Annotated in this window: 20 protein-coding genes and 2 rRNA genes; 6 read left to right on the top strand and 16 right to left on the bottom strand. The window is 72.2% G+C overall.

Features of this window, described 5'->3' with window-relative positions:
* Positions 1 to 6: 6 nt before the first annotated feature.
* Both thrS and CcI156_RS17185 read right to left on the bottom strand, forming a co-directional pair.
* Positions 7 to 1,989: a threonine--tRNA ligase gene (gene thrS / locus CcI156_RS17190; protein ID WP_023841802.1), complete on the bottom strand. Its 1,983-nt coding sequence runs from the start codon at positions 1,987 to 1,989 to the stop codon at positions 7 to 9.
* Positions 1,990 to 2,179: 190 nt separating this feature from the next.
* Positions 2,180 to 2,875, bottom strand: coding sequence for a TetR/AcrR family transcriptional regulator (locus CcI156_RS17185; RefSeq protein WP_254847483.1), 696 nt, complete (start codon positions 2,873 to 2,875; stop codon positions 2,180 to 2,182).
* Between the two features lie 350 nt (positions 2,876 to 3,225).
* Between CcI156_RS17185 and panB the strand changes: the two genes are divergently transcribed.
* The gene (gene panB, locus CcI156_RS17180; protein WP_076806842.1) at positions 3,226 to 4,116 is read left to right on the top strand and encodes a 3-methyl-2-oxobutanoate hydroxymethyltransferase; all 891 of its coding nucleotides are present in this window, start codon (positions 3,226 to 3,228) and stop codon (positions 4,114 to 4,116) included.
* 33 nt (positions 4,117 to 4,149) lie between these two features.
* On the opposite strand, the gene CcI156_RS17175 is transcribed toward panB, so the two are convergent.
* Both CcI156_RS17175 and npdG read right to left on the bottom strand, forming a co-directional pair.
* Positions 4,150 to 5,037: a helical backbone metal receptor gene (locus tag CcI156_RS17175; RefSeq protein ID WP_023841799.1), complete on the bottom strand. Its 888-nt coding sequence runs from the start codon at positions 5,035 to 5,037 to the stop codon at positions 4,150 to 4,152.
* On the bottom strand, positions 5,030 to 5,713 hold the full coding sequence (gene npdG, locus CcI156_RS17170) for an NADPH-dependent F420 reductase (RefSeq protein ID WP_023841798.1): 684 nt from the start codon (positions 5,711 to 5,713) through the stop codon (positions 5,030 to 5,032). Before npdG ends, CcI156_RS17175 begins: the two co-directional genes overlap by 8 nt.
* Positions 5,714 to 6,153: 440 nt before the next feature.
* Between npdG and CcI156_RS17165 the strand changes: the two genes are divergently transcribed.
* Entirely contained in the window at positions 6,154 to 6,372 is a 219-nt protein-coding gene (locus CcI156_RS17165) for a hypothetical protein (protein WP_076806839.1), read from the top strand.
* Positions 6,373 to 6,514: 142 nt separating this feature from the next.
* Here the strand turns inward: CcI156_RS17165 and CcI156_RS17160 are convergent, their stop codons facing one another.
* Positions 6,515 to 7,792 carry a site-specific tyrosine recombinase XerD gene (locus CcI156_RS17160; protein WP_076806837.1) on the bottom strand — a complete coding sequence of 426 codons (1,278 nt, stop codon included), beginning with the start codon at positions 7,790 to 7,792 and terminating at the stop codon, positions 6,515 to 6,517.
* Positions 7,793 to 7,876: 84 nt separating this feature from the next.
* Here CcI156_RS17160 and CcI156_RS17155 point away from each other — a divergent pair, with 84 nt between their 5' ends.
* Both CcI156_RS17155 and CcI156_RS17145 read left to right on the top strand, forming a co-directional pair.
* Positions 7,877 to 8,482: a hypothetical protein gene (locus CcI156_RS17155; RefSeq protein WP_023841795.1), complete on the top strand. Its 606-nt coding sequence runs from the start codon at positions 7,877 to 7,879 to the stop codon at positions 8,480 to 8,482.
* Entirely contained in the window at positions 8,479 to 9,468 is a 990-nt protein-coding gene (locus tag CcI156_RS17145) for a PKD domain-containing protein (RefSeq protein WP_011437540.1), read from the top strand. Before CcI156_RS17155 ends, CcI156_RS17145 begins: the two co-directional genes overlap by 4 nt.
* Positions 9,469 to 9,525: 57 nt before the next feature.
* Here the strand turns inward: CcI156_RS17145 and CcI156_RS17140 are convergent, their stop codons facing one another.
* The 6 genes from CcI156_RS17140 to CcI156_RS17115 all read right to left on the bottom strand — a co-directional run bounded on the left by CcI156_RS17140 (position 9,526) and on the right by CcI156_RS17115 (position 16,367).
* Positions 9,526 to 10,149 (bottom strand): NUDIX domain-containing protein, encoded by a 624-nt coding sequence (locus CcI156_RS17140; protein WP_011437541.1) that lies wholly within the window; start codon positions 10,147 to 10,149, stop codon positions 9,526 to 9,528.
* Positions 10,146 to 11,972, bottom strand: coding sequence for a CTP synthase (locus tag CcI156_RS17135; protein ID WP_076806835.1), 1,827 nt, complete (start codon positions 11,970 to 11,972; stop codon positions 10,146 to 10,148). The genes CcI156_RS17140 and CcI156_RS17135 overlap by 4 nt, the downstream gene beginning before the upstream one ends.
* A 193-nt stretch (positions 11,973 to 12,165) precedes the next feature.
* The gene (recN, locus tag CcI156_RS17130; protein ID WP_076806832.1) at positions 12,166 to 13,920 is read right to left on the bottom strand and encodes a DNA repair protein RecN; all 1,755 of its coding nucleotides are present in this window, start codon (positions 13,918 to 13,920) and stop codon (positions 12,166 to 12,168) included.
* A gap of 370 nt (positions 13,921 to 14,290) precedes the next feature.
* On the bottom strand, positions 14,291 to 15,190 hold the full coding sequence (locus CcI156_RS17125) for an NAD kinase (RefSeq protein WP_076806829.1): 900 nt from the start codon (positions 15,188 to 15,190) through the stop codon (positions 14,291 to 14,293).
* Positions 15,187 to 16,062 carry a TlyA family RNA methyltransferase gene (locus tag CcI156_RS17120; protein ID WP_011437545.1) on the bottom strand — a complete coding sequence of 292 codons (876 nt, stop codon included), beginning with the start codon at positions 16,060 to 16,062 and terminating at the stop codon, positions 15,187 to 15,189. The genes CcI156_RS17125 and CcI156_RS17120 overlap by 4 nt, the downstream gene beginning before the upstream one ends.
* A 17-nt stretch (positions 16,063 to 16,079) precedes the next feature.
* Positions 16,080 to 16,367 (bottom strand): hypothetical protein, encoded by a 288-nt coding sequence (locus CcI156_RS17115; protein WP_011437546.1) that lies wholly within the window; start codon positions 16,365 to 16,367, stop codon positions 16,080 to 16,082.
* 358 nt (positions 16,368 to 16,725) lie between these two features.
* Here CcI156_RS17115 and CcI156_RS17110 point away from each other — a divergent pair, with 358 nt between their 5' ends.
* Positions 16,726 to 17,064, top strand: a complete 339-nt coding sequence (locus tag CcI156_RS17110) for an alkyl sulfatase C-terminal domain-containing protein (protein ID WP_011437547.1) — start codon at positions 16,726 to 16,728, stop codon at positions 17,062 to 17,064.
* Between the two features lie 41 nt (positions 17,065 to 17,105).
* Here the strand turns inward: CcI156_RS17110 and CcI156_RS17105 are convergent, their stop codons facing one another.
* On the bottom strand, positions 17,106 to 18,455 hold the full coding sequence (locus CcI156_RS17105) for an HAD-IIA family hydrolase (RefSeq protein ID WP_023842157.1): 1,350 nt from the start codon (positions 18,453 to 18,455) through the stop codon (positions 17,106 to 17,108).
* Positions 18,452 to 18,970 carry a tetratricopeptide repeat protein gene (locus CcI156_RS17100; RefSeq protein ID WP_308726852.1) on the bottom strand — a complete coding sequence of 173 codons (519 nt, stop codon included), beginning with the start codon at positions 18,968 to 18,970 and terminating at the stop codon, positions 18,452 to 18,454. The genes CcI156_RS17105 and CcI156_RS17100 overlap by 4 nt, the downstream gene beginning before the upstream one ends.
* Before the next feature lie 484 nt (positions 18,971 to 19,454).
* Here CcI156_RS17100 and CcI156_RS17095 point away from each other — a divergent pair, with 484 nt between their 5' ends.
* Positions 19,455 to 20,786 carry a DUF1015 family protein gene (locus CcI156_RS17095; protein WP_076806824.1) on the top strand — a complete coding sequence of 444 codons (1,332 nt, stop codon included), beginning with the start codon at positions 19,455 to 19,457 and terminating at the stop codon, positions 20,784 to 20,786.
* 116 nt (positions 20,787 to 20,902) lie between these two features.
* Here CcI156_RS17095 and CcI156_RS17090 read toward each other — a convergent pair whose 3' ends face one another.
* The 3 genes from CcI156_RS17090 to CcI156_RS17080 form a co-directional block, all read right to left on the bottom strand.
* Positions 20,903 to 21,766 (bottom strand): tetratricopeptide repeat protein, encoded by an 864-nt coding sequence (locus CcI156_RS17090; protein WP_254847482.1) that lies wholly within the window; start codon positions 21,764 to 21,766, stop codon positions 20,903 to 20,905.
* A gap of 1,437 nt (positions 21,767 to 23,203) precedes the next feature.
* Positions 23,204 to 23,320: ribosomal RNA gene (gene rrf, locus CcI156_RS17085) — 5S ribosomal RNA — on the bottom strand.
* Between the two features lie 70 nt (positions 23,321 to 23,390).
* Positions 23,391 to 23,658, bottom strand: a 23S ribosomal RNA gene (locus CcI156_RS17080); the annotation flags it as partial.

Here is a 23,658-nt window from a genome sequence, read left to right as displayed (position 1 = left end):
CGCGGCTCAGACCTGGCGGCGGCGCTCCACCGCGTCGAGGATCTCCGCGACGGCCTCGTCCACCGGCACGCCATTACGCTGCGTCCCGTCTCGAAAACGGAACGACACCGCACCCTGGGCGACATCGGAATCTCCGGCCAGCAGCATGAACGGCACCTTCTGCTTCTGCGCCGTACGGATCTTCTTCTGCATCCGGTCGTCGGAGGAGTCGACCTCCACCCGAAGGCCGTGTGCGGCGAGCCGCCGGGCGACCTCGTCCAGGTACGGCACGTGCTCGTCGGTGATCGGGATGCCGACCACCTGCACCGGCGCGAGCCACGGCGGCAGTGCCCCGGCATAGTGCTCCAGCAGGATGGCGAAGAACCGCTCGATGGTGCCGAACAACGCCCGATGGATCATGAACGGCCGCTGCCGGGTCCCGTCCGCGGCCTGGTACTCCAGGCCGAAGCGCCGCGGCAGCTGGAAGTCCACCTGGATGGTGGACAGCTGCCAGGTCCGGCCGATGGCGTCACGGGCCTGCACGGAGATCTTCGGCCCGTAGAAGGCACCGCCGCCCGGGTCCATCACCAGTTCCAGGTCCTGCTTCTGCGCGGCCTCCCGCAGCAGTTCGGTGGCCTGCGCCCACTCCTCGTCGGTGCCGACGGCCTTGCCCGCCGGCCGGGTCGACAGCTCCAGGTAGAAGTCGGTCAGCCCGAAGTCGCGCAGCAGCCCGAGCACGAACGTCAGCACGCTGTCGAGCTCGGTGGGTAGCTGCTCGCGGGCGCAGAACAGGTGCGCGTCGTCCTGGGTGAGCCCGCGCACCCGGGTCAGGCCATGGACCACGCCGGACTTCTCGTAGCGGTAGACCGTGCCGAACTCGAACAGCCGCAGCGGCAGCTCCCGGTACGACCGGCCCCGCGACCGGAAGATCAGGATATGCATCGGGCAGTTCATCGGCTTGAGGTAGTAGTCGGTGCCGCCGTCGAGCTGCATGGGCGGGTACATGCCCTCGGCGAACCAGTCCAGGTGCCCGGAGATCTGGTAGAGCTCCGACTTGGTGATGTGCGGGGTGTTGACGAACGAGTACCCGGCCTCGATGTGCCGGCGCCGCGAGTAGTCCTCCATCGCGGTGCGGATCGCGCCGCCCCTGGGGTGGAAGACCGCCAGCCCCGGGCCGATCTCGGTCGGGAACGAGAACAGGTCAAGCTCCGCGCCGAGCTTGCGGTGATCGCGCTTCTCGGCCTCGGCCAGCCTGGTCTGGTAGGCCTTGAGCGCGTCGCGCGACTCCCACGCGGTGCCGTAGATGCGCTGCAGCTGCGGGTTCTTCTCGCTCCCCCGCCAGTAGGCCGCGGCGGAACGCAGGATCGCGAAGGCCGGGATGGCCCGGGTGGTGGGCACGTGCGGCCCGCGGCAGAGGTCCTTCCAGCACAGCTCGCCGGTCTTCGCGTCGAGGTTGTCGTAGATGGTCAGCTCGCCCGCCCCGACCTCGACACTCGCCTCGGCGTCGTCGGCCGCCGTGTCACTCGACTTCAGCCCGATCAACTCGATCTTGTACGGTTCGTCAGCGAGCTCCGCGCGGGCCTCGGGCTCGGTGACGACCCGCCGGGAGAAGCGCTGGCCGGCCCTGATGATCGCCTGCGCCCTCTTCTCGATGGCCCTGAGGTCGTCCGGGGTGAACGGGGACTCGACGTCGAAGTCGTAGTAGAAACCGTCGTCGATGGGCGGCCCGATGCCCAGGCGTGCCTTCGGGAAGAGCTCCTGGACCGCCTGGGCGACGACGTGCGCGGTGGAGTGCCGGACGATCGCCCGCCCGGCCGGCGAGTCGATCATGATCGGCTCGACGACGACCCCGTCGGCGAGAACATGAGCGAGATCACGCTGCTGACCGTCAACCAGAGCCGCGATCACGTTCCGGTCGTCGGCGAACAGCTCGGCGGCCGTCGTCCCGGTCGGCACCACCCGCGGATCGCTGCGCTGGGCGTGCTGAACGGTAACGCGGACGTCGGACACCGAATCTCTCCTGTTGCGCTGGGAACACGGATGCGGGGATCGCGTCGCCGGTGCGTCGCCGGCCGGCAGGCGGCCCCGCGGCGGGCCTTCCTGGCCCGTTCGCGATGCTACTCGCGGACGCATGGTGCCCCCGGCGAGCGGGATGCTCAGCGTGACGGGTGCGGCTCAGCGTGACGAGCGTGGYTCAGCGTCACGCGGGCGCCTCCGCCGTCGGCCGCGCACCCTGCCGGCAGCGGATGCCACCGAGGATGGTGTCGACGATCTTCGCGATCCGCGTTCCGCTCACCTCGCAGTCACCACTCATGTACTGCCGATAGGCGACCGGCCCGACCAGCATGTCGACGACGAGGTCGACGTCGACGTCCGCGGCGAGTTCCCCCGATTCGATGCCGCGCCGGAGCATGGCGGCCGCTTTCTCCCGCGACGGCTCGATCACCTTCTGCGAGTAGGTGGCGAACAACTCCGGGTGCGTGCTCCGCTCGGCGACGAGCTTCGGCATGATCCGCCCGGACAACGACTGGAGGTTGTGCCGGCGCAGCGCGTTCAGCCAGGCCACCAGGTCGTCGCGCAGGGAGCCGGTCTCGACCGCGTCGAGGCTGTCGGCCAGGGTGTCCAACGCGTCCCCGATCAGGGCGTCCTTCGTTGGCCACCGGCGATAGACCGTCGCCTTGCCGACCCCGGCGCTGGTCGCCACCKCCTCCATCGACAGGCTCGCGAAGCCGACCGTCGCGAGCTCGTGCAGCGCGRCATCGATGATCGCCTCATCGCAGCGGGTGTCCCTCGGACGACCGGGAGCGCGGGAGACGCGGACCCCGGAGGGCACCCGGTCGGACGGTCGCCGAGGATGCGCAGCGCGCACGTCCCGGGTGGCCATCAGGCGGGACACCGGCCTGATCCCCCGCCCGCTCCGTCGCCGCCGTGCCGATGCATCCGCATGGAAAGGCCACCCGCCACCTTGATCGCGCCGCACGTTCTCGCCGCACTTCAAGATCAGCATACGTCCCAGCCGGTCAAGACGCATCCGTTTGCCATGGCAGCGGCGTGGCGTGCGTCGCGTTCCACCCCGATCGGGCCACGGTCCACCACGAAACCACCGCCCGAACGCCCCAGCCCGAACAGCCACCTCGGGGCTGGGTGGATCTGCTCCACCACGGGCTCTCCGCGTGGCGGCCGTTGGTGGCAGCATGAGGGGGACGCCGGGACGCCCAGCGCCCGGACGGACGTACAGGAGCGCTCATGGATGCTTCAGACACACCCACCCACCCGGCGCCCCACCCGGCGGACCCGGCGGCGACGCCCTACGGCGCGCCGACCACGCCGCCGCGGCCACTCCGGTCCCGTTTCACAGTGCGCGACGTCGCCGCGGCGAAGAACCGGGGCGAGAAGTGGTCGATGCTGACCGCGTACGACGCCACCACCGCCRCCGTCTTCGACGAGGCGGAGATCCCCGTCCTGCTGGTCGGGGACTCGGCCGCCAACGTCGTCTACGGCTACGACACGACCGTGCCGATCACCGTCGATGAGCTGCTGCCGCTGGTCCGGGCGGTGGTCCGCGGAGCACCGCACGCGATGGTCGTCGCCGATCTGCCCTTCGGGTCGTACCAGGGGGGGCCTGCCGAGGCACTGGCGAGCGCTACCCGCTTCCTCAAGGAGGGCGGGGCGCACGCGGTGAAACTCGAGGGCGGTTCCCGGGTGGTCCGGGCGGTGGACGCCCTGGTCGGCGCCGGCATCCCCGTTATCGGGCATCTGGGGCTGACCCCGCAGAGCATCCACACCATCGGGGGCTACCGGGTCCAGGGCCGCGACGAGGCCGGCGAGATCCTGCTGGCCGACGCGCTGGCGCTCGAGGCGGCCGGCGCGTTCGCGGTCGTGCTCGAGGTGGTTCCCGCCGATCTGGCCACCCGGGTGACGAAGGAGTTGCGCATCGCCACCGTGGGTATCGGAGCCGGCTCGGGATGCGATGCCCAGGTGCTGGTCTGGCAGGACATGGCCGGGCTGAGCGGCGGCCGCACGCCACGGTTCGTCAAGCGGTACGCGGATCTGCGCACGATTCTCGCGGACGCCGCCCGAGCCTACCGCGCGGACGTCCGGRACGGCAGGTACCCGACGATCGAGCACAGCTACTGATCAGTCACCCGGCCGGCGGTGCCGGCGGCGCTGTCACCCCGGTCCATCGCCGGTCCGGGCCAGCGCCGCCGCGAGCACGGACCACGCATCGACCAGGGACGGGCCGTACCAGGTCAGCAGGCGGCCGGACACGCAGACCGCGGGCGCGCTGAAGGTCTCGGGCCCGTCCGACGGGCTGAAKGGGTACGGCTCGTCGGGCAGGACCACCAGGTCATGGGGCGGGACGGCCGCGGGATCGATCCGAGGGTAGCGGTCCGGCGAGTCCGCCAGCACGTTGTCGACCCCCAGTCGGCGCAGCACGTCGCCGGTGAAGGTGTCCCGGCCGACCGCCATCCACGGCCGGCGCCAGATCGGCACCAACGCCCGCCGTCGCGGTCCGGCGGCCGGCACGGCCCAGGCCTGCCGGGCGACGTCGAGCCAGCCGGGACGAGCCAACCCGCAGGCCAGGCGCAGCATCCGGTCCAGGCTCACCAGAGCCTGATCGACCGTGGTGGGGGCGGTGACCCACACGGCGAACCCGGCCCGGCGCAGCGCGGCGAGGTCGGGTTCCCTGTTCTCCTCGGCGTTCGCGCAGACCAGGTCCGGGGCCAGGGAGACGATGGTGTCGAGGTCGGGGTTCTTCGTCCCCCGGACCCGAGCGACGGCCAGCCCCGCGGGATGGCTGCACCAGTCGGTGGCACCCACCAGCAGACCGGGCGCGGTGACGGCGATCGACTCGGTGAGGCTGGGAACGAGCGAGACGATCCGTTCCACCCGCGCCGGAACCGCCACCGGGTGGCCCAGGTCGTCCCGGGGGGCCGTCCCCGCCTCTCCTTCCCGCCCATTCGCCACCGCGGCCACATCCAAACGGGCCACATCCAAACGGGCCACATCCAAACGGGCCACGTCCGGACGTAGCCCGTCCGGACGCCGCTCAGACATCGGTGACCCGCAGGCCGGCGTGTGACTTGTACCGGCGATTGACCGAGATCAGGTTCGCGGTCAACGCCTCGACCTGACCGGCGTTGCGCAACGCGCCGGCGTAGATGCCCCGCATGCCGGGAATGCGCTCGGCGAGCGCGGCCACCAGATCGGTGGCGGCCCGATCRTCGCCGAGGACCAGGACGTCCGTGTCGATCTTCGTGACCGCGTCATCGGCCAGCAGCACCGCGGAGACGTGGTGGAAGGCCGCCACGATGGTGCTGTCCGGCAGGACGGCGGCCGCCTGCTGCGCGGCGCTGCCCTCGGGCACCGCGAGCGCGAAGGCACCCCCCTTGTCGAAGCCGAGGGGGTTGACGCAGTCGATCACGATCTTCCCGGCCAATGGCTCCCGCAGGGCGGCCAGGGTCTGGCGATGGCCCTCCCAGGGAACCGCGATGATGACGACATCGGCGCGCTCGGCGACCGTGGCGTTGCCCGCGCCCTCGATGCGCAGGCCGGGGCGCGCGAGCGCGGCCGCGGCCTGCTGGCCGCGTTCGGTCGAGCGGGACCCGATCAGTACGAGATGGCCGGCGGCGGCGAACCGCAGGCCGAGGCCCCCGCCCTGCGGACCCGAGCCGCCGAGGATACCGATGGTCAGCGCGGGGACGTCCGGCCGGACGCGGTCAGTCGAAGCCACCCTGCCATCCTGCCCGATCCGGGCTTTGGCCGCCCGGCTGCGTGACACCCGTGAAAGCGTTCCCAGAACGGTGGGAACCAACCCGTTCACCCTCCGACATGACGATGCATGACAAGTACACCCCCTTGCGGACAGCTCCTTGCAATGAGGGACTATGCAGAGACAACGGGACAGCTACGTGCCCGATTTTTCCGAGCTCRCCCCCCGCGGGGAGATCCGGATCGACCGGGTCCATACACGTCGCCACCGGCAGAGGAGCAGCCCACGTGACTGACAGCTACAGCTCTTGGACCGCGACACTTGGTGAGCGAGTAGACACGAAAAGCGAAACCGCCGGTACTTCCAGGAACCCCGCGCGCGCATTGGTCTCAGATGGGCCGTACCGTTCCGTTTCACACACATCGAGCAGATCTTCGGAGTCAGGCGAGAGAGGTCGAGCAATGGCGGACGTGTCGGTTCGCTTCGCGATGACAAACGACAGCGAAGTGGTGCTGAACCTGTCGCTGCCGCAGGCACTGCGCCTGATGGAAGCGATCGCCCGCAAGGTGGGCGAAACCCTGGCCGAGCGCAGCACGCAGACGGTCGGCGGTGTCGGCGGTGTTCCCGCCTCGRCCCCTTCCAACGGGATGCCCAGCCTGGGGCYGTACACCCCATCCTGAGCATCCACGTGCCGCGCCGGTCCACCTGTCCCCACGCGACGGCATCGCGCCACTTGGCGCGTTCTCACGGGGACAGTCCCGGGTGGACATCCGCCCGGGACACCGACCATCGCTCAGAACCGGGGCGGTGCCCCGGCGAAACTCACGGGTCCGTCATGCACGGGCCCGTCACGCACCGGTCCGTCCGCGGGCCCCAGGTCCGGGAGTGGTGACCGATCGAGCCCAGGGCCGCGCCCAAGGCGCGTGGATGCGAGGCCGCGTACACCTCGCGAAGCCGGTCCACCGTCACCAGGGTGTAGATCTGGGTGGTACTGACCGAGGCGTGTCCCAGCAGCTCCTGCACCACCCGGACGTCGGCGCCGCCGTCGAGCAGGTGGGTGGCGAAGGAATGGCGCAGCACATGGGGTGAGACCCCCTCCACACCGGCCGCGAGCGCCGCCGTACGCAGCACCGACCACGCGCTCTGCCGGGACAGGCGATTACCGCGGCGGGACAGGAAGACCGCGGGCCCCGAGCGGGGGGCGACCAGCGTCGGCCGCCCCACCCGCAGGTAGTCGGCCACCGCGGCGATGGCGTACCGACCGAGCGGGACGATCCGGTCACGTCCGCCCTTGCCATGCAGGCGCACGGAGGCGGCCTCCAGATCGAGATCGTCGACGTCGAGACCGACGGCCTCCGAGATCCGGGCCCCGGTGCCGTAGAGAAGCTCCAGCAACGCGGTCGCTCGCAGACGACGGACGGCCTCGGCCGGTTCCACCGGCTGCGGTCTCCCGGACGGCGGCGGGGATCCCGGCGGGGGCGCACCCGCGGCCGCGGCGAGGACGGCCACCACCTGGTCGATGCTCAGGGCCTTCGGTAGCCGCCGGGGAGGCGTCGGCGGTCGAACCGGCCGGGACACGTCCTCGGGGACGTCACCCTCGTCGGCCGCGAAGCGGTGCAGCGACCGGACGGCGACCAGCATCCTCGCGACCGACGCCGCGGCAAGCGGCGGGTGCGTGTCGTCACCGGTGCGCAGCACGGCGGCGAATCCGGCAACCTCCGCCTCACCGACCGCGTCCAACGAGGGCAGACCGCATGCGGAGAGATGATCACAATAGCGGCGCAGGTCGCGACGGTAGGCGAGTACCGAGTTGCGCGCGAGTCCGCGTTCGCCCTCCAGATGGTGGAGATAGCGCTCGATGACGCCGGCAGGCGTGCCACGCAGCTGGGACAGCTGGGACCCGGCTCGATGATCCGCAGGCCGGGGCGGGTCGTCCGGGCCAGCCAGGTCGTCCGGGCCAGCCAGGTCGTCCGGCYCAGCCAGGTCGTCCGGGCCGGGCCGAGGTGCCGACGGACGATGATCCAAGGACCCGCCGACGCCGGATGCCGAGGCCGCGGGGGGGCGCAGCCGGAATACCCGGTCGCCGTCGGTGACTCCCATCATCGAACTGATAGTAGGACCTGCCCCCCGTTCTCCGTTGGTGCCTATCCACATACCGCGTTTCCGCGGCTATCCTGGCGACTTGTGCGGGCGGGCAACGGGTCGTCACGGTACGCCGCACGGCTGGGGGTCGTCATCGCCATGCTCGTCATCCTCACGGGCGCGGGCTGCGGCGGCGACCAGCACGAGCCGTCCGGGGCCGCGATCCCGGCCCGCCCCGGTTCCCAGAACCGGGGCACGGCCGTCTCCGGCGGCCCTTCCGTCTCCGGTTCGGCCCCCGGTTCGGTCGATGACACGCCCGCAGCCGCCACCCGCACGGTCGAGGGCTACTTTCACGAGATCAACGAGGCCGCGCGGGCCGGTCGGGTCGCGGTTATCGCGCCGACGGCGCTCGGTGGCTGCCAGCCCTGCGCCCTCGACGTCGGGGTGACCCGCTCGCTCCAGCAGCGGGGGCTGCGCGCGGACGGGCCGGCCTATCAGCTGAGCGACGTGCTCGCCCGGCCGCGGGTCGGGCTCGTCACCGAGGTGGACTTCACCGTGCGGACCCGGGCGGTGGGGCTGCTGGACCCGGCGGGCCGGCGGGTCTCCGACGCCCCGGCCGTGCCGACCCGGGTCGGCACGGCCGAGCTGTCGCTCACCGACCACGGCTGGCGTATCCAGACCCTGCGCTACGCCCCGGCCCAGGCATGACCACCGGCCCGGGGACGACCGGCCCGCACGCGACCACCGCCGCCCGCACGACCACCGCCGCCCGCACGACCACCGCCGCCCGCACGACCACCGCCGCCCGCACGACCACCGCCGCCCGGCGCCGCACGATCCCGCGCCCGGCGCTGATCGCGGTCGGCGCGCTGCTACTGGTCGGCCTGACCGGCCTCGCCGGCGGCGCGACGCCCGCCGCCGCGGCGCCCGGACGCACCGTCCCGGTGCCCTGCGTCGGCGCGCTGTGGGGTACCTGTGACACTCGGGCCACGGACAACGGCTACCAGTACCGCTACCACGACGGAGCGCTGGAGCGCGTCGGGATCCCGACCGGCTCGGGGGCCCGGCGGAGCGCGGCCTGCGGCCAGGACTGTCCGGACGACCCGGCGGCCGTCTGTGACCTGCTGACCGCGGTCGGGCCGGATCCGGCGATGGACGCGCAGGCGCGGGCCCAGTACGACCAGGCGGTGGCGGGCTGCTTCAACTACCTGCTGCCCGCCGGCGCGGTGCCGATCGCCCAGGTGCAGGCCGCGCTCGCCAACTACCTGCGCGAGAGACTCCTGCCGAAGCCGTCCATCGTCATTGCGCCGTCCGGCCGCAGCTTCGCGAACCTGGCCACGATCCTCTACACCCCGGTGCCCGACTCGTTCACGTTCAACGTCGACCAGCCGGTCGTGGCGACCATCAGTGCCGTTCCCCACTATCACTGGGAGTTCGGCGACGGCGAGACCGGCCCGGACGCTCCCGGCCGGCCCTACGACCCGGCGATCTCACCGCGCGATCATCCCGAGGCCTACGTGGCGCACGGCTACGCCCGGCCGGGCCGGTACCAGGTGACCCTCGCGGTGACCTGGGATGGCACGTTCACCGTTCCCGGGGTCGCGCAGGCGTTCCCGATCGCCGCGGTGACCCTCGCCGCCGCGGCGGGCCTCGTCGTCGACGAGGCCGCCGGCGTGCTGGTCCACAACGACTGACGCCACCGCGGGACCGACGCCACCGCGGAGAAACGGGGGCCGCGGCGCGGCGGTGGCTCAGCCGCGGTGGGCGGGACGAGCGGGCCAGGGTGCGTCGGGTGGGCGCAGACCGGCGTAGTTCTCGGCGCGTGCCCGGGCCGTGGCCAGCAGCCCGATGACCGCCATCGCGTTGGTGATCTCACCGCGCAGGACCCGTTCGACGGCGTCGGTGAAGTCGATGCGGGCGAGACCCATCTCGGCCTCCTCGTGCACCGGCACGTACCGCTCGGCGGCCGGGATCTCGTGCAGCCCGCGGGCCAGGAAGAGGCGGTAGGCCTCGTCGGTCATCCCTGGCGAGGCCCACACGTCAACCAGCAGATCGTAGCGGTCGGCGCGCAGCCCGGCCTCCTCGGCCAGCTCCCGCGCGGCGGCCGAGGACGCCGGCTCGCCCGGCACGTCGAGAATGCCGGCGGGCAGCTCCCACAGCGGACCACCGACGGGATGACGGTACTGATGGACCATCACCACCCGATCGGCCTCGTCGAGGGCGACCACCCCCACGGCGCCGGGATGCACCACCACATCACGCTGCGAGATGTCGCCATCCGGCATCCGCACCTGATCGCGGCGGACGGAGATGACCCTCCCCTGGTAGGCCAGGGTGCTCTCGGTGACCTCGTACCGGTGCGGGGTCGCCGTCACGGGGACACCAGCGCGGCGGTGCCGTTGGAGCTGACGCTCGGCCGGGACGCGCTCGCGCCCCGGCGGATACTCCCGCCGGATCGACCAGCCGTGACGCCGCGGGTCTGCGCGGCGCCGTTCTCCGGGACGCCGTTCTCCGGGGTGGGGGCGTCCTCGCTCGGCAGGTCCACCGGCAGCATCCCGCGGCGGCGGTCCGCATGCGCGACCGCCGCGGCGACGAGACCCCGGAACAACGGATGGGCCCGGGTCGGCCGGGACCGGAACTCCGGATGTGCCTGGGTGCCGACGTAGTACGGATGCACATCGGCGGGCAGTTCGACCACCTCGACCAGGCGGCCGTCCGGTGACGTCCCGGAGAAGACCAGCCCGGCGGCGGCCAGCCGGTGCCGATAGTCGTTGTTCACCTCGTACCGGTGCCGGTGGCGCTCGGCGACCTCGGCGGCGCCGTATTCACGCTGGGCGAGCGTGCCGGGCGCCAGCACGCACGAGTACAGGCCCAGTCTCATCGTGCCGCCCATGTCCCGGGTGCCGGCCACCACCTCGTGCTGGTCGGCCATCGTGGAGATCACCGGGTGGGGGGTCTCGGGGGCGAACTCGGTGGAGTTCGCCGCCTCCAGGCCGGCGAGACTGCGGGCCGCCTCGATGACCATGCACTGCAGGCCGAGGCAGATACCGAGGGTCGGAATGCCGTTCTCGCGGGCGTGCCGCAGCGCGGTGAGCTTGCCCTCGATGCCCCGCACCCCGAAACCACCGGGAACGATGACCCCGTCGATCCCGTCGAGCAGGGTGGCCGTCGCATCCGGGGAAGAGCACTCGTCCGAGGTGACCCACCGCAGGTCCACCCGGGTGTCGGTGGCGAAGGCGCCGGCGCGCAGGGCCTCGGTCACCGAGAGGTAGGCGTCGGGGAGATCCACGTACTTGCCGACGATCGCGATCGTCGCCGTGTTGGCCGGGTGGTGCACCCGCCGCAGCAACGTGTCCCACTCCGTCCAGTCGACGTCGCGGAAGGACAGCCCGAGCCGACGCACCACGTAGGCGTCGAGGCCCTCGCGGTGCAGCACCCGGGGGATGTCGTAGATGGAACTCGCGTCCGGCGCCCCGACGACGGCCTCGTCATCGACGTCGCACATCATCGYGATCTTCTTCTTGAGCGAATCGGGCAGCGGCCGGTCGGACCGGCAGACCACGGCGTCGGGCTGCAGGCCGATGCTGCGCAACGCCGCGACCGAATGCTGGGTCGGCTTGGTCTTCAACTCTCCGGAGGGGGCGAGGTAGGGGACCAGGCTCACGTGCACCGTCAGGGCGTTGTCCCGACCGACCTCGTGGCGTACCTGACGGATCGCCTCCAGGTAGGGCAGCGATTCGATGTCCCCGACGGTCCCGCCGACCTCAGTGATCACCACGTCGACGGAGTCATCGGCCAGCCGCCGGATCCGGTCCTTGATTTCGTCGGTGATGTGCGGGACGACCTGGACGGTCTGGCCCAGATAGCCGCCGCGGCGTTCCCTGGCGATGACGGCCGAGTAGACCTGACCCGTCGTCACGTTGGCGCTGCCGTCGAGGCTGACGTCGAGGAACCGCTCGTAGTGGCCGATGTCGAGGTCGGTCTCGGCCCCGTCGTCGGTCACGAACACCTCACCGTGCTGAAACGGGTTCATCGTTCCCGGGTCCACGTTGAGGTAGGGGTCGAGCTTCTGCATCGTGACACGAAGTCCACGAGCCTTGAGTAGTCGACCAAGGCTCGACGCGGTCAGTCCCTTGCCGAGACTGGACGCAACCCCGCCGGTGACGAAGATGTGTTTGGTGATATGCGCCTGACCCACCCGAAGCTCCCGTGGTTACGCCGCCRGTCCGGCCCCGGCGCCTCCACGGGACTTCACGGTAACAGCTCCCCCGCGCGACGCCTCCAGCGCAATGCGGGGACTCTGCCATAAGGGTGAGTCATGGCCCTCGGTTATCACCTTCGGTGACTGCCTGGACCACCGCAGGATGTCCGACCTCCCGACCGCGGTGGCACTACGGCAGCGCCTTGTCGGCCTCCGCGGCGGCGAGCAGCTCCTCGGCGTGCCCACGGGCCAGCGGGCTCYCCTCCTGGCCGGCGAGCATCCGGGAGAGCTCCCGCACCCGGCCGGCGTCGTCGAGCGTGACGATCCCGCTACGGGTGACCGATCCGTCGTCGGCCTTGTGGACCACCAGATGACGGTCCGCGAAGGCGGCGACCTGCGGCAGATGAGTGATACAGATCACCTGATGGGTGCGGGCGAGGCGGGCGAGGCGCCGGCCGATCTCCACCGCGGCCCGGCCGCCGACCCCGGCGTCCACTTCGTCGAAGACCATGGTCGAACCGGTGTCGGCGGCGGCGAGGACGACCTCGATCGCGAGCATGACCCGGGACAGCTCACCGCCCGACGCGCCTTTCTGGACCGGCCGCGGCGGCGCCCCGGGATGCGGTATCAGCCGCAGCTCCACGTCGTCGACGCCGAACGGTCCGAACGCGACGACCCGCAGGCCGACCGGCAGACCGGCTGGATCGTCGCGCTGCGACACGGCGGCCTCCACCCGGGCCCGGGGCATCGCGAGCCCGGCGAGCTCGGCGGCGACCGCCGCACCGAACCGGGCCGCCGCCTTGGTCCGGGCCTCGCTGACCTCCTCGGCGAGCCGGGCCAGCTCGGCGGTCAGGCTGTCCCGCCGGGCGGTGAGCGCCTCGACGCTGTCCCCGGCGCCGTCGAGTTCCAGCAACCGGCGCCCGGCCTGGTCCGCCCAGGCCAGCACGCCGTCAATGCCGGTGCCGTGCGCCCGGGTCAGGCTGGTGAGGGCGGCCTTGCGCGCCTGGGCGTCGGCGAGGCGCACCGGGTCGGCATCGATGCCCTCCGCGTAGGAGGCGAGGTCCGCGGCGACGTCGGTGAGCAGCATCCCCACCTCCGTGAGCCGCGTGCCGAGGGCAGCGAGCTCGGCGTCAAGGGCGGACTCGCCGGCGATGACCCGCTGGGCCGCGGCCACCAGATCGACCGCACCGGGCTCGTCCGACCCGGTGGCCGGATCGCTCATCAGCGCGGCGTGCGCGGTCCGCGCCGCCCGCACCAGGGTCTCCGCGTGCTCCAGCTTGGTCAGCTCGGCGTCGAGGGTGACGTCCTCACCGGGGCTGGGGGCGATCCGTTCCACCTCGTCCAGGCCGATGCGCAGCAGCTCCGCCTCCTGCTCGCGTTCACGCACCCGGTCGGTGATCTCGGCGAGCTGCCGACTGACCCGGGTCAGCTCCCGGTACACACCGCCGTAGCGGGCCAACGGCCCGGCGACGGCGGAACCGGCGAACCGGTCCAACGCGTCACGCTGGGTGGACGGCTTGAGCAGGCGCTGCGCCTCGGACTGGCCGTGCACGGCGATCAGCTCCTCGGCGATCTCGGCGAGGACACTCGCCGGAACCGAGCGGCCCGCGACCTGCGCCCGGGACCGGCCCTCCGCGGTCAGGGTCCGACCGACGACGAGGACGGCGCCCCCCGGATCCTCGTCGAGGTCGCCGCCGACTTCGCGGACCCGGGCCGCGACAGCCGACTCGGCACCGATGACGAGCCGACCCTCGACAAAGGCGCGATCGACCCCGGGCCGGACCAGACCGTAATCCGCCCGCCCGCCGGTGAGCAGTCCCAGCCCCTGGACAATCATGGTCTTGCCGGCTCCGGTCTCGCCACTCACCACGGTGAGGCCGGGAGCGAGGTCGAGGGCGGCATCGTCGATGACCCCGAGGCCGCGGATGCGAATCTCCTCGAGCACGCCCCGAACTCTAGCGTCACCAGGACGGAGGCCGATATCGCAGAGGCGGAAGATCCGACATCGCTGTCCCCGCGTCGCGGCGAAGCCCCCCGACAATCACCCCAGGAAGCTCGCCGAAGGCGAGCTGACGGAAACCCCGAACGGCGCCCAGGGCCAGGGGTCCCCGCGTCGCGGCGAAGCCCCCCGACAATCACCCCAGGAAGCTCGCCGAAGGCGAGCTGACGGAAACCCCGAACGGCGCCCAGGGCCAGGGGTCCCCGCGTCGCGGCGAAGCCCCCCGACAATCACCCCAGGAAGCTCGCCGAAGGCGAGCTGACGGAAACCCCGAACGGCGCCCAGGGCCAGGGGTCCCCGCGTCGCAGCGAAGCCGCTACGCGGGGGAGGCACGCTGGTTGCGTCCCCGCCAACCTTCCACCGGAAGGCCGAACTTGGCAACAAGACGATCAGTGAACGGCAGCGGGTGCACCACGGCGAGCCGCACCGGTCGGCGGCCGCGGACCACCTCGACCCGCGACTCGGGGGGCACCTCGACGGACCGCCGGCCGTCACAGTAGAGGACCGCGGGCACCGGCGGCAGGATCTCCACGGCGACCGCGGAGGTCGGCGCCAGCACGAGCGGCCGGGCGAACAGCGCGTGCGCGCTGATCGGGGCGACCAGCAGGGCCTCGACGCCCGGYCACATMACCGGACCACCGACCGAGAAGGCGTAGGCGGTGGATCCGGTGGGCGTCGAACAGATCACCCCGTCGCAGCCCCACCGGGACAGCGGACGCCCGTCAATCTCCAACACGCATTCCAGCATCCGAGCGCGCTCGGCCTTCTCCAGGGACATCTCGTTGAGCGCCCAGCCGGTATAGGTGACCTCGCCACGCCGCCGGACCGTGACGTCTACCGTCATGCGTTCCTCGACCGTGTAGTCCTTGCGGACGACGTGCTCGATGGTGGATTCCAGCGCGTCGGGTTCGGCCTCGGCGAGGAACCCGACATGCCCGAGGTTCACGCCCAGCAGCGGGGCGTCAGCGGTGCGGGCCAGCTCCGCGCCGCGCAGCAGGCTGCCGTCGCCGCCGAGGACCAGCACCAGTTCCACCCCGACGGCCGCGTCGGCGTCGTGCGGCACGCTGTTGGCGGCGGTCAGGTCGAGCATCTCCGCCTCGTCCCGCAGCACCCGCGGCGACACCCCGGCGGCGGCCAGGCCCTCGATGACCCGATGGGCGCTCTCCCGGACCACCGAGCGGCGGGGATGGGTGACGACGAGGATCTCCCGCGTCATGCCCGGCGCCCCGGTCCCGCGGGGCCGGCGGCGATCGCCCCGGCCAGGACGTCCGCGTCGAGCGGTGGGGCCCCGGCGGCCAGCCACAGCAGGTACTCGACGTTGCCCGCCGGGCCGGGCAGCGGACTCGCCGTGACGCCACGCACGCCGAGATCCAGCATGGCCGCGGACGCCGCCACGTCGTGGACCGCCTCGGCGTGCAATGCGGTGTCACGCACCACCCCGCCGGGCCCGAGCCGCTCCCGGCCGACCTCGAACTGGGGCTTCACCAGCAGCACGAAATCGGCATCCGGGACCGCGCAGGCGCGCAGCGCGGGCAGCACCAGGGCCAGCGAGATGAACGACAGGTCCCCGACGACCAGGTCGACGCGGTCACCGATCTCGGCGGGCGTCAGGTTCCGGGCGTTGGTACGGTCGAGCACGCGGACCCGGGGGTCGCAGCGCAGCCGCCACAGCAACTGCCCGTAGCCGACGTCCACGGCCACGACGGTCCCCGCCCCGTACCGCAGCAGCACGTCGGTGAAGCCGCCGGTGGAGGCACCGACGTCCAGGCACCGACGACCGGCCACGACCAGCGTGGGGCCGGTCGAACGCGGGATTTCGGCACCCGGCCCCGGTTCCGGCCCCGGTGCGGGGACCCCGAAGGCCTCGAAGGCACCCAGAAGTTTGTGCGCGCCGCGGGAGGCGTAGCCGGGATCGTCCCCCTTCGTCACCGCGATGGAGGTGGATCCGTCGACCACCGTGGCAGCCTTCGTGGCAGGAATGCCGCCGACCAGCACCCGACCCGCGGTGATCGCCGCAACGGCCTGCTCCCGGGACCGGGCGAGACCACGACGGACAAGTTCGCTGTCCAGACGTGTCCGGCGGGACATCGCGACCCCGGAGCGACTCACCGCGCCGGCCGGATCATGCCCGGCCCGGGCCGCGGCCCTCCCGTGGGACGCGCCCCGCAACGCGCCGGAACGGGCACGCCCGGCCCGGCCGCGCCCCCGACGCCCTTGACCTGGTCAGCACCCTTGACCTGGTCAGCGCTCCCGTCCAGGTCCGCCAGTGCCCCGGCCAACCGGCGGTTTATCTCCTCGAAGACCTCGACATGCGCGGCCGTCGGTAGGACGTCGAGCATGTCCAGCCGGCCGAGGGCGCCGCGAACCTCGGCAGGCAGATTCTCGGTGTTCACGTTGTCAGCCTCCCGCACTCACGGCCGCTGACGCGACGGACCCTGGCGACGTRCGTCATGCGACGAATCTCATGTCCTGTCCACTCCTCGTCCGGCCGGATCCGCCCTCGGCCGGCCCGGGACCTCACCCCGGGTCCGTCAGGACCACCGGAGATCGGCTCGCAACCGGTGTAAMCTCGCCCACCACGCGGGTCGTCCCGCCCGGAACACCTACTCTCACGCTAGTGTCCCGGCACGCCGGGCCGAGAGGGGCGCAGGTCGAACAGGCCGACCGGAACACCTACTCTCACGCTAGTGTCCCGGCACGCCGGGCCGAGAGGGGCGCAGGTCGAACAGGCCGAGAGGAGGACCGGCCGGGATGGCCGACAGGTCGCAGTGCGAGGCCGCGCTCCATGCTCTCGCCGCCCGCCTGGATGGGCTCTCCGCCGACGGCCGTCCCCCGCGCGCCCCGGATCGCGTCATCGTCTGTCGTATCCCCGATCTCGGCGCTGTCTTCTCCGGGGAGCTGCGCGACGGCTGCCTGCGGCACATTGGCGAAGGCAGCCGCGACGACGCCCAGATCACCCTGACGCTGGAGAGCGACGACCTGGTGGCGGTCGCCGAGGGAAGGCTTCCCGCGATGACCGCCTGGGCCAGTGGGCGGCTGAAGGTGGACGCGAGCGTGTGGGATCTGCTGCGGGTCCGCTCGCTGCTGTGACGATGCGCCTGTTCACCGACGATGCTCCAAGGCGCCGGGACTCAGGCGAGCGCCACGGGCTCCGGTGCCCGGGGCGCCGGAGCCATCAGGTCCTCGCAACCCGGTGGGCGTCGCGCCGCGATCGCGTGGACGGCGACGCCGCTGTCCAGGGCGGACCAGACCGTGGCGCAGGCGGCCCGCAGCCCGTCCAGCCCGTCGGTGCCGTCCCCGTTCCACGTGTCGTCACCCGACATATCCCGGTCTGACGCATCCCCACCGGAATGACCGCCGCCTGAACGATCGCCATCCGACGCGTCATCGCCCAGCCCGTAGCTTTCACCCGACCAGTGCAGCGTCCCCTCCTCGACCCGGCTGCTCCAGGCGCCGCAACGATAGGCGTGGTTCCCCAGCTCCGGGACGGCCTCCACCGGTGGCGCCGCCCGGAGCAGCCCGCGCAGGTCCGCGGCGAGGAAGTCGGGACGGTGCGGAGCGGGAGCTGCGAGCAGGTCTCCGGGGGTCGTCACCCCGGTGAAGACGAGCAGGGTCGGCGTCGACGTCCGGTGACCGGCCTCGATGTCGGTGTCGAGCCGGTCACCGACGATGAGGGGTATCCGGGCTCCGCTGCGCCGCATCGACTCGCGGTGCATCGCCGACTCGGGCTTGCCGGTCACCACCGGCTCGCGGTCCGTAGCGGCCCGCAGGAAGGCGATGACGGATCCGTTACCAGGCGCGACGCCCCGCTCGGTTGGCACGGTGCGATCGGCGTTGCTGGCGATCCACAGTGCTCCGGCCCGGATGGCATAGGCCGCCTCGGCGAGGCGGGCATAGGTGAGATCCGGGTCGAACCCCTGGACCACCGCCGCCGGATCGTCCTCGGCCGAGTCCACCGGGACCAGGCCCTCCTCCATCACCGCCTGTCGAAGTCCCCGCCCTCCGGTAATGAGCACCCGGGATCCGGTGCCCAGCCGTTCGGCCAGGACGTGYGCCGCTGCCTGCGCCGAGGTGACGACGTCCTCGGTTTGCGCCGGCACGCCGAAGCCGCGCAGGCGGGCGGCGACCTCGGCCGGCGGGCGCAGTGCGTTGTTCGTGACGTACACCGTGCGCATCCCCCGGCGGCCCGCGGCTGCGATGGTGCCGGCCGCGTGTGGCACGGCGGCGGCCCCACGGTTGACGACACCGTCGAGATCCATCAGGGCGACGTCGAACAGGTCGGCCAGCGGCCGGTCCGTCCCGCGCAACGGCCCGGGGAAGCCGCCGGAAGACACGGAGAAACCAGAGGACACAGAGGACACAGAGGAACCGGACAAGCCGCAGGACGACGAAGCGGAGGAGACCGCGGAAGGGCTGACTGACGGAGGGCTGGTTGACGTGGTCTCGTGCGCCGGCGCGGGCACGGCGGCCGGCCGGGTCATGCTCGAGCCAACGCCGCGCGGGCGCCACGCAGCGCGACACCGTAGTGTCGGATGTCGGGACGCATCGCCACGGCCAGCGCCAGATGCTCCACGGCCGCCCGGAGATCACCGATCTTGCGGGCGGACAGCCCGAGGCCGAACTGGGCGTAGTCGTCGGTGGGATGCCGGTCCACGATCCAGGCGAAAGTCTCCCGGGCCGCGCCGTACTGACCGGCGGTGAACTGTGCCCGGGCCAGCGCCTCCCGCACGCTCGGTGAGGCRGGTTCGGCCGCGACGGCGTGGGCCAGCAGCTGCACCGCGGCATTGGCGTCCCCGTGGCCGAGCAGCGCCATCCCCCGGGTGTACCAGTCGTAGACCTCACCCGCCGGTCCCGGCCGGGACCGGTCCGCACTGTCATCCACCCAGGACGTCACATCGGACGGCACCGAGCTGGATCTATCACGTCGTCTGCGGGCGGGCAGCCCACCGGGCGTCTCGTCCGGTACATCCCCCGGAGGGCCGGTCTCCTCGGACATCTTCACCTCCACGACACGGACGATCATCTGTCTCCTCGCCACACCAATCCTGAGCACCGGRCACGGACCTCRCGCCAGGCCACGCGCCGGACCTCGCGCCAGGCCACGCGCCRGGCCACGCGCCAGGCCACGCGCCGGACTCCGCCGCACCGTGGCGCCCTCGATGCGCATCACCRCCTCTCACCCGAGGAACACCGCCAGATCCGGAATCACTCCGTCCGGCTTCGCCACCGCGGGCGCCAAGCGCCAGGCACATCCTCGAGGTCCGCAGCTCCAGTGTCGCCGCAAAGCCGCCCAACGTACCTCGAGATCCCCATAACGATCAGGTGTGCGCTGTCCACCGTCCCGCCGCTCCGATGGCACGCTCGCACTACGGGAAGGTGGTGAAATGTTCCTCTCGCCCGGTCGGGCCGGCCGGAACACGGGCGGTCAGCAGCGAGGGCACTCCCGGGTCACACCGGGTCCGCACTCTCGGGGCCCTACGATGCGGCTCATGGTTGACGCCGATCGTCCCGTTCCCGCTCCGGCGGGTCTCGTGCTCGCCCCGTTCCGGGCCGCACGATTTCCGTCCTCCGGGCCGGACCTCGCCCCGCTGACCTCCCCGCCCTACGACGTCATCGACGACGCCGAACGGGCGGAGCTCCAAGCGCGCGACGAGCGCAACGTGGTCCGGCTCATCCTCCCCGGGGAGGACTACGACGGGGCCGCCCRCACGCTGCGGGCATGGCTGGACAGCGGAGTGCTGCGTCGCGACGAGAAGGCCTCCGTCTACGTCTACGAGGAGGAGCGGGCCGGCCACGCCCAGCGCGGGCTGATCGGGGCGGTCGCGCTGACCGATCCGGATGCGGGGATCATCCTCCCGCACGAGAACACCATGGCGGGCCCGGTCTCAGACCGGTTGGCGCTGACCCGCGCGACCCGCGCGAACCTGGAACCGATCTTCCTGCTCTACGCCGGCGGCGGCGAGACCAGCCGGGTGGTCTCGATGGTGATCGCCACGACGCCGCTGGTGGAGACGTCCACGGACGACGGGGTGACGCACCGGCTCTGGGCCATCGACGATCCGGCGGTCCTCACCGCCATCGCCGCGGACCTGTTGCCCCGGCGCGCGGTGATCGCGGACGGCCACCATCGGTACGCCACCTACCGCCAGTACCAGGCGGAACGGCACGCCGCCGGGGATGGTTCGGGCCCCTGGGACTTCGGTCTGGCCTTCCTCGTCGACGCGACCGTCTCGGGGCCCCAGGTGCACGCCATCCACCGGGTAGTGCGTGGTCTCGGGCTCACCGAGGCGGTGCGGCGGGCCGCCGAGGTGTTCACCGTGCGTCAGCTCGCCGGGCCCGGCGAGGGTGGTACCGCCGCCGGGGATGCCGGTGGCGTGGGGCCGGCAGGCGCGGACCCGGACGCGCTGGTGGAGGAACTGGCCAAGGCCGGGCAGGGCGGGCACGCGTTCGTGGTCACCAACGGCACCGCGGCCTACCTGCTCACCGAGCCCGACGCCGACCTGCTCACCCGTAGTCTGCCCCCCGAACGGTCGGCGGCCTTCCGTGGACTCGACGTCACCGTCGCTCATCTTGCGTTGATCGTGGACGTCTGGGGGTTGACGGACACGGTGGGCGTGGTCGACTACCACCACGACGCGCCGGCCGCGATCGCCGCGGCGGCTGCGGCGGGAGGTACCGCGCTGCTGCTCAACCCCACCCCGATCGCCGGTGTGACGGCCGTCGCCGAGGCCGGCGAGCGGATGCCGCGCAAGTCGACGTTGTTCACCCCGAAGCCGCGCACCGGACTCGTGCTGCGTCCACTCGACGACTGACCGGCGTACGTAGGACCGGCGTACGTAGGACCGGCGTACGTAGGACCGGCGTACACACGGTCCGTCTCCCCGCGGACCCACGGATACCGGGCGGAGTGGTCCTCGGCCGAACGGTCCTACCTCCCGGTCTCCGTCGCCTCGGCCTCGGGAGCAGCCTCGGTGCCGGTGCCGGTGCCATGATCAGTAAGATCATGGCCGKTGATGTCCTGATCGACGTTCRCCTCGGTCCCGGCGTCCGCGTCGGGATCGGCCCGATCCGAGAGCAGGAGATCCGCGCCGTCCTGGGCAGCCTCCTCGTCCTCCTCGGGGAGAGGCCGACCAGTCATGATCAGATACGCACGGGCGTCGGCGTCGGTCTCTCCCTCGTCGATCGCAGCCGTGGAGGTGAACCAGCGTGCGGCCTCCTCTGGACGACCGGCGGCAAGCAGCGCCTCGGCATAGGCGTACCAGAGGCGGGCGGTCCACGGCGCGGGCGGCGTCTTGGCCGTGGCCAGATCCCGCAGCAACACGACGGCGGCCTCCGGCTGACCGAGGTCCCGGCGGGCCCCGGAGACGACGATGAGCATCTCCGCCCGAGCGGCCGGATCAAGCTGGTCGATCTGCGGATCCCGCAGGTAGGCGACGGTACGCTCCGGCCGGCCCAGTCCCCGTTCGCTGTCCGCCATCAGCGGCAGGTTGTGCGCGGAACCGTCCATCCGACGAGCGGCCCGAAGTTCCACCAGGGCCGTCGCGTACTCCCCCGCATGGTAGGCCGCGATACCGACCGCCTCGCGCACCGCAGGCAGGCGCGGCACCCGATCGGCGGCGGCGCKGGCGTGGGCGAGCGCGCGGGCGGGATCGTCGTCGAGCAGCAGGGCGGTCGCGACGAGATGGCGGGCGATCGTGTCGGCGAGCGACGATGGCAGCCCCCGAAGGGACCGGCGCACGTCGTGGTCCAGCAGGTCCGCGCGGGCCTCGTCGGGAAGTGGCGGAGCCGGCACCCGGGCCCGCCGGCTGCCCTGCTCAGTCTGATCAGTCCGGCCAGCCCGGTCGGTTCTGTCAGTCCGGCCAGGCCCGGTCGGACGGCCGCCGCGGGGGCCGCCGCGGGGGCCGCCGCCCCCGGGCCTGGAAGCCTCGGTGAACGGCCGGCCACGGCGCTCGGCGCGAGCGGCGCCGTCGCGGCGGTCCCCTCCACCGCTGGTGTCCCGGGGCCCCCGGGACTCCCGGCCTCGATCGCCGCCGGGCCGCGGGCCGGCCGAGCGCGTACCCGCGGGACGGTCGCCATCGGAACGCCAGACTCTGCCGTGAGTCGGCCGTTCAGGGCCGTCGTGCCGGGGCCGCGGGCCGTCGCTGCCGGCCCGGGCCTGCCCGGGCCGATGGGATACCGAGGAGTCGCGCCCCGGTCTGCCGTGGTCGGGACGGCTACTCGGCCTTCCGGACCGGCCGGTCTCCTCCGCTCCCGGCCGACCCCGACGCTCGCGCCAAGCCGCCTCGGCGGCGACCCGGTTGCGGGCGGAGGCTCCGCTCGCGCCCCGGTCACCGCTCGCGCCCCGGTCACCGCGCGGGCCGCCGGCTCGGGAAAAGCGCTCACCGCCAGCCGCCGGAGCACGCCCACCGCCGGTCCCCGTCCCCTCCGGACGCCGAGCCCCACCCGGGCGGCGGTCGACGAACGAGGCGGCCGAGGAGGAAGAGGAAGTGGCGGATCCCGCATCGCCCGCACGCGGCGATGCGCCGTACCGGGCGTTGCCGTACCGGGTGTTGGAGTCCGAACCCCTGGAGCGGTCCGGCCGGCCCTGGCCCTCCGGGCCGCGGCGGAACTGGCCCGCCCCGCCCCGCGTTCCTCCCCGCGCACCGCCCTGCCCGCCGCCGCGCGCACCCTGGCGCGCGCCCTGAGAGGGACCCCCCTGTCCGCGCGACGCGCCGGTCTCGGATCCGCCGCCCCGCCTTACGCCCGGGGCATCGCCACGCACCGGGCGCCCGGCGCGACGTCCCTCTGCCGGCGTGCCACGATCACCTGAAGCGTCCCGATCACGCCGCTGCGGGTGTGGGGACGTGAACGGCGTCGTCCCGCCTCGCTGACTGGATCTGTCTTCCCTCGGCATGACCGGCAACTTCCCTTTCATCCCGCAGGTACCGCGGTTGCGGCTGCGGGTCCCTCGTGATCCGGAGGCGCCCTCAGGCCGCCGGGCTTCCGACGCGGACACCACGGCGCCCGAGATCGTCGGCTGTGCTTCGGATGTTGCGTAGGTACGTCGGTCCGGGTTCACCCGGGTCCACGACGTTCACCCGGGTCCACGATGGTGCGGTGATGCCACAACCCTCAACGATACGACGTCCGGACCGGTGATGACCGGGTCCACCCGGTGACCATGCCGAAAAAGGGCGTGACAAAGGGTGTGGGGCTGTCTCCCTAGGGAGACAGCCCCACACTCGTATACGTCCGGCGGCGTCCTACTCTCCCACACAGTCCCCCATGCAGTACCATCGGCGCTGAAGAGCTTAGCTTCCGGGTTCGGAATGAGACCGGGCGTTTCCCCTTCGCCAAAACCACCGAAACACTATCCAGATATACCAGCCGAACCGGCCGTACACCCGAGAACCGCACAGTGGACGCGTAGCACCTTCGAAGACAAGCCCTCGGCCTATTAGTACCGGTCAGCTCCATGCGTCACCGCACTTCCACCTCCGGCCTATCAACCCGATCATCTAGTCGGGGGCCTTACCAGGCTACCCTGTGGGAGACCTCATCTCGAAGCAGGCTTCCCGCTTAGATGCTTTCAGCGGTTATCCCTTCCGAACGTAGCCAACCAGCCATGCCCTTGGCAGAACAACTGGCACACCAGAGGTTCGTCCGTCCCGGTCCTCTCGTACTAGGGACAGCCCTTCTCAAGTC

It is taken from the genome of Frankia sp. CcI156, assembly GCF_001983015.1.
In the GTDB taxonomy this organism is placed as follows: Bacteria; Actinomycetota; Actinomycetes; order Frankiales; family Frankiaceae; genus Frankia; species Frankia casuarinae.
Note: the sequence above shows the minus strand (reverse complement) of the source record. Positions and strands in the feature narration are given on the sequence as shown.

Excerpts from the sequence above, each read along its gene's own strand:
- CcI156_RS17145 (WP_011437540.1), top strand. The coding sequence starts at position 8,479 with ATGACCACCGGCCCGGGGACGACCGGCCCGCACGCGACCACCGCCGCC.
- CcI156_RS17120 (WP_011437545.1), bottom strand. The coding sequence starts at position 16,062 with ATGTCCCGCCGGACACGTCTGGACAGCGAACTTGTCCGTCGTGGTCTC.
- CcI156_RS17110 (WP_011437547.1), top strand. The coding sequence starts at position 16,726 with ATGGCCGACAGGTCGCAGTGCGAGGCCGCGCTCCATGCTCTCGCCGCC.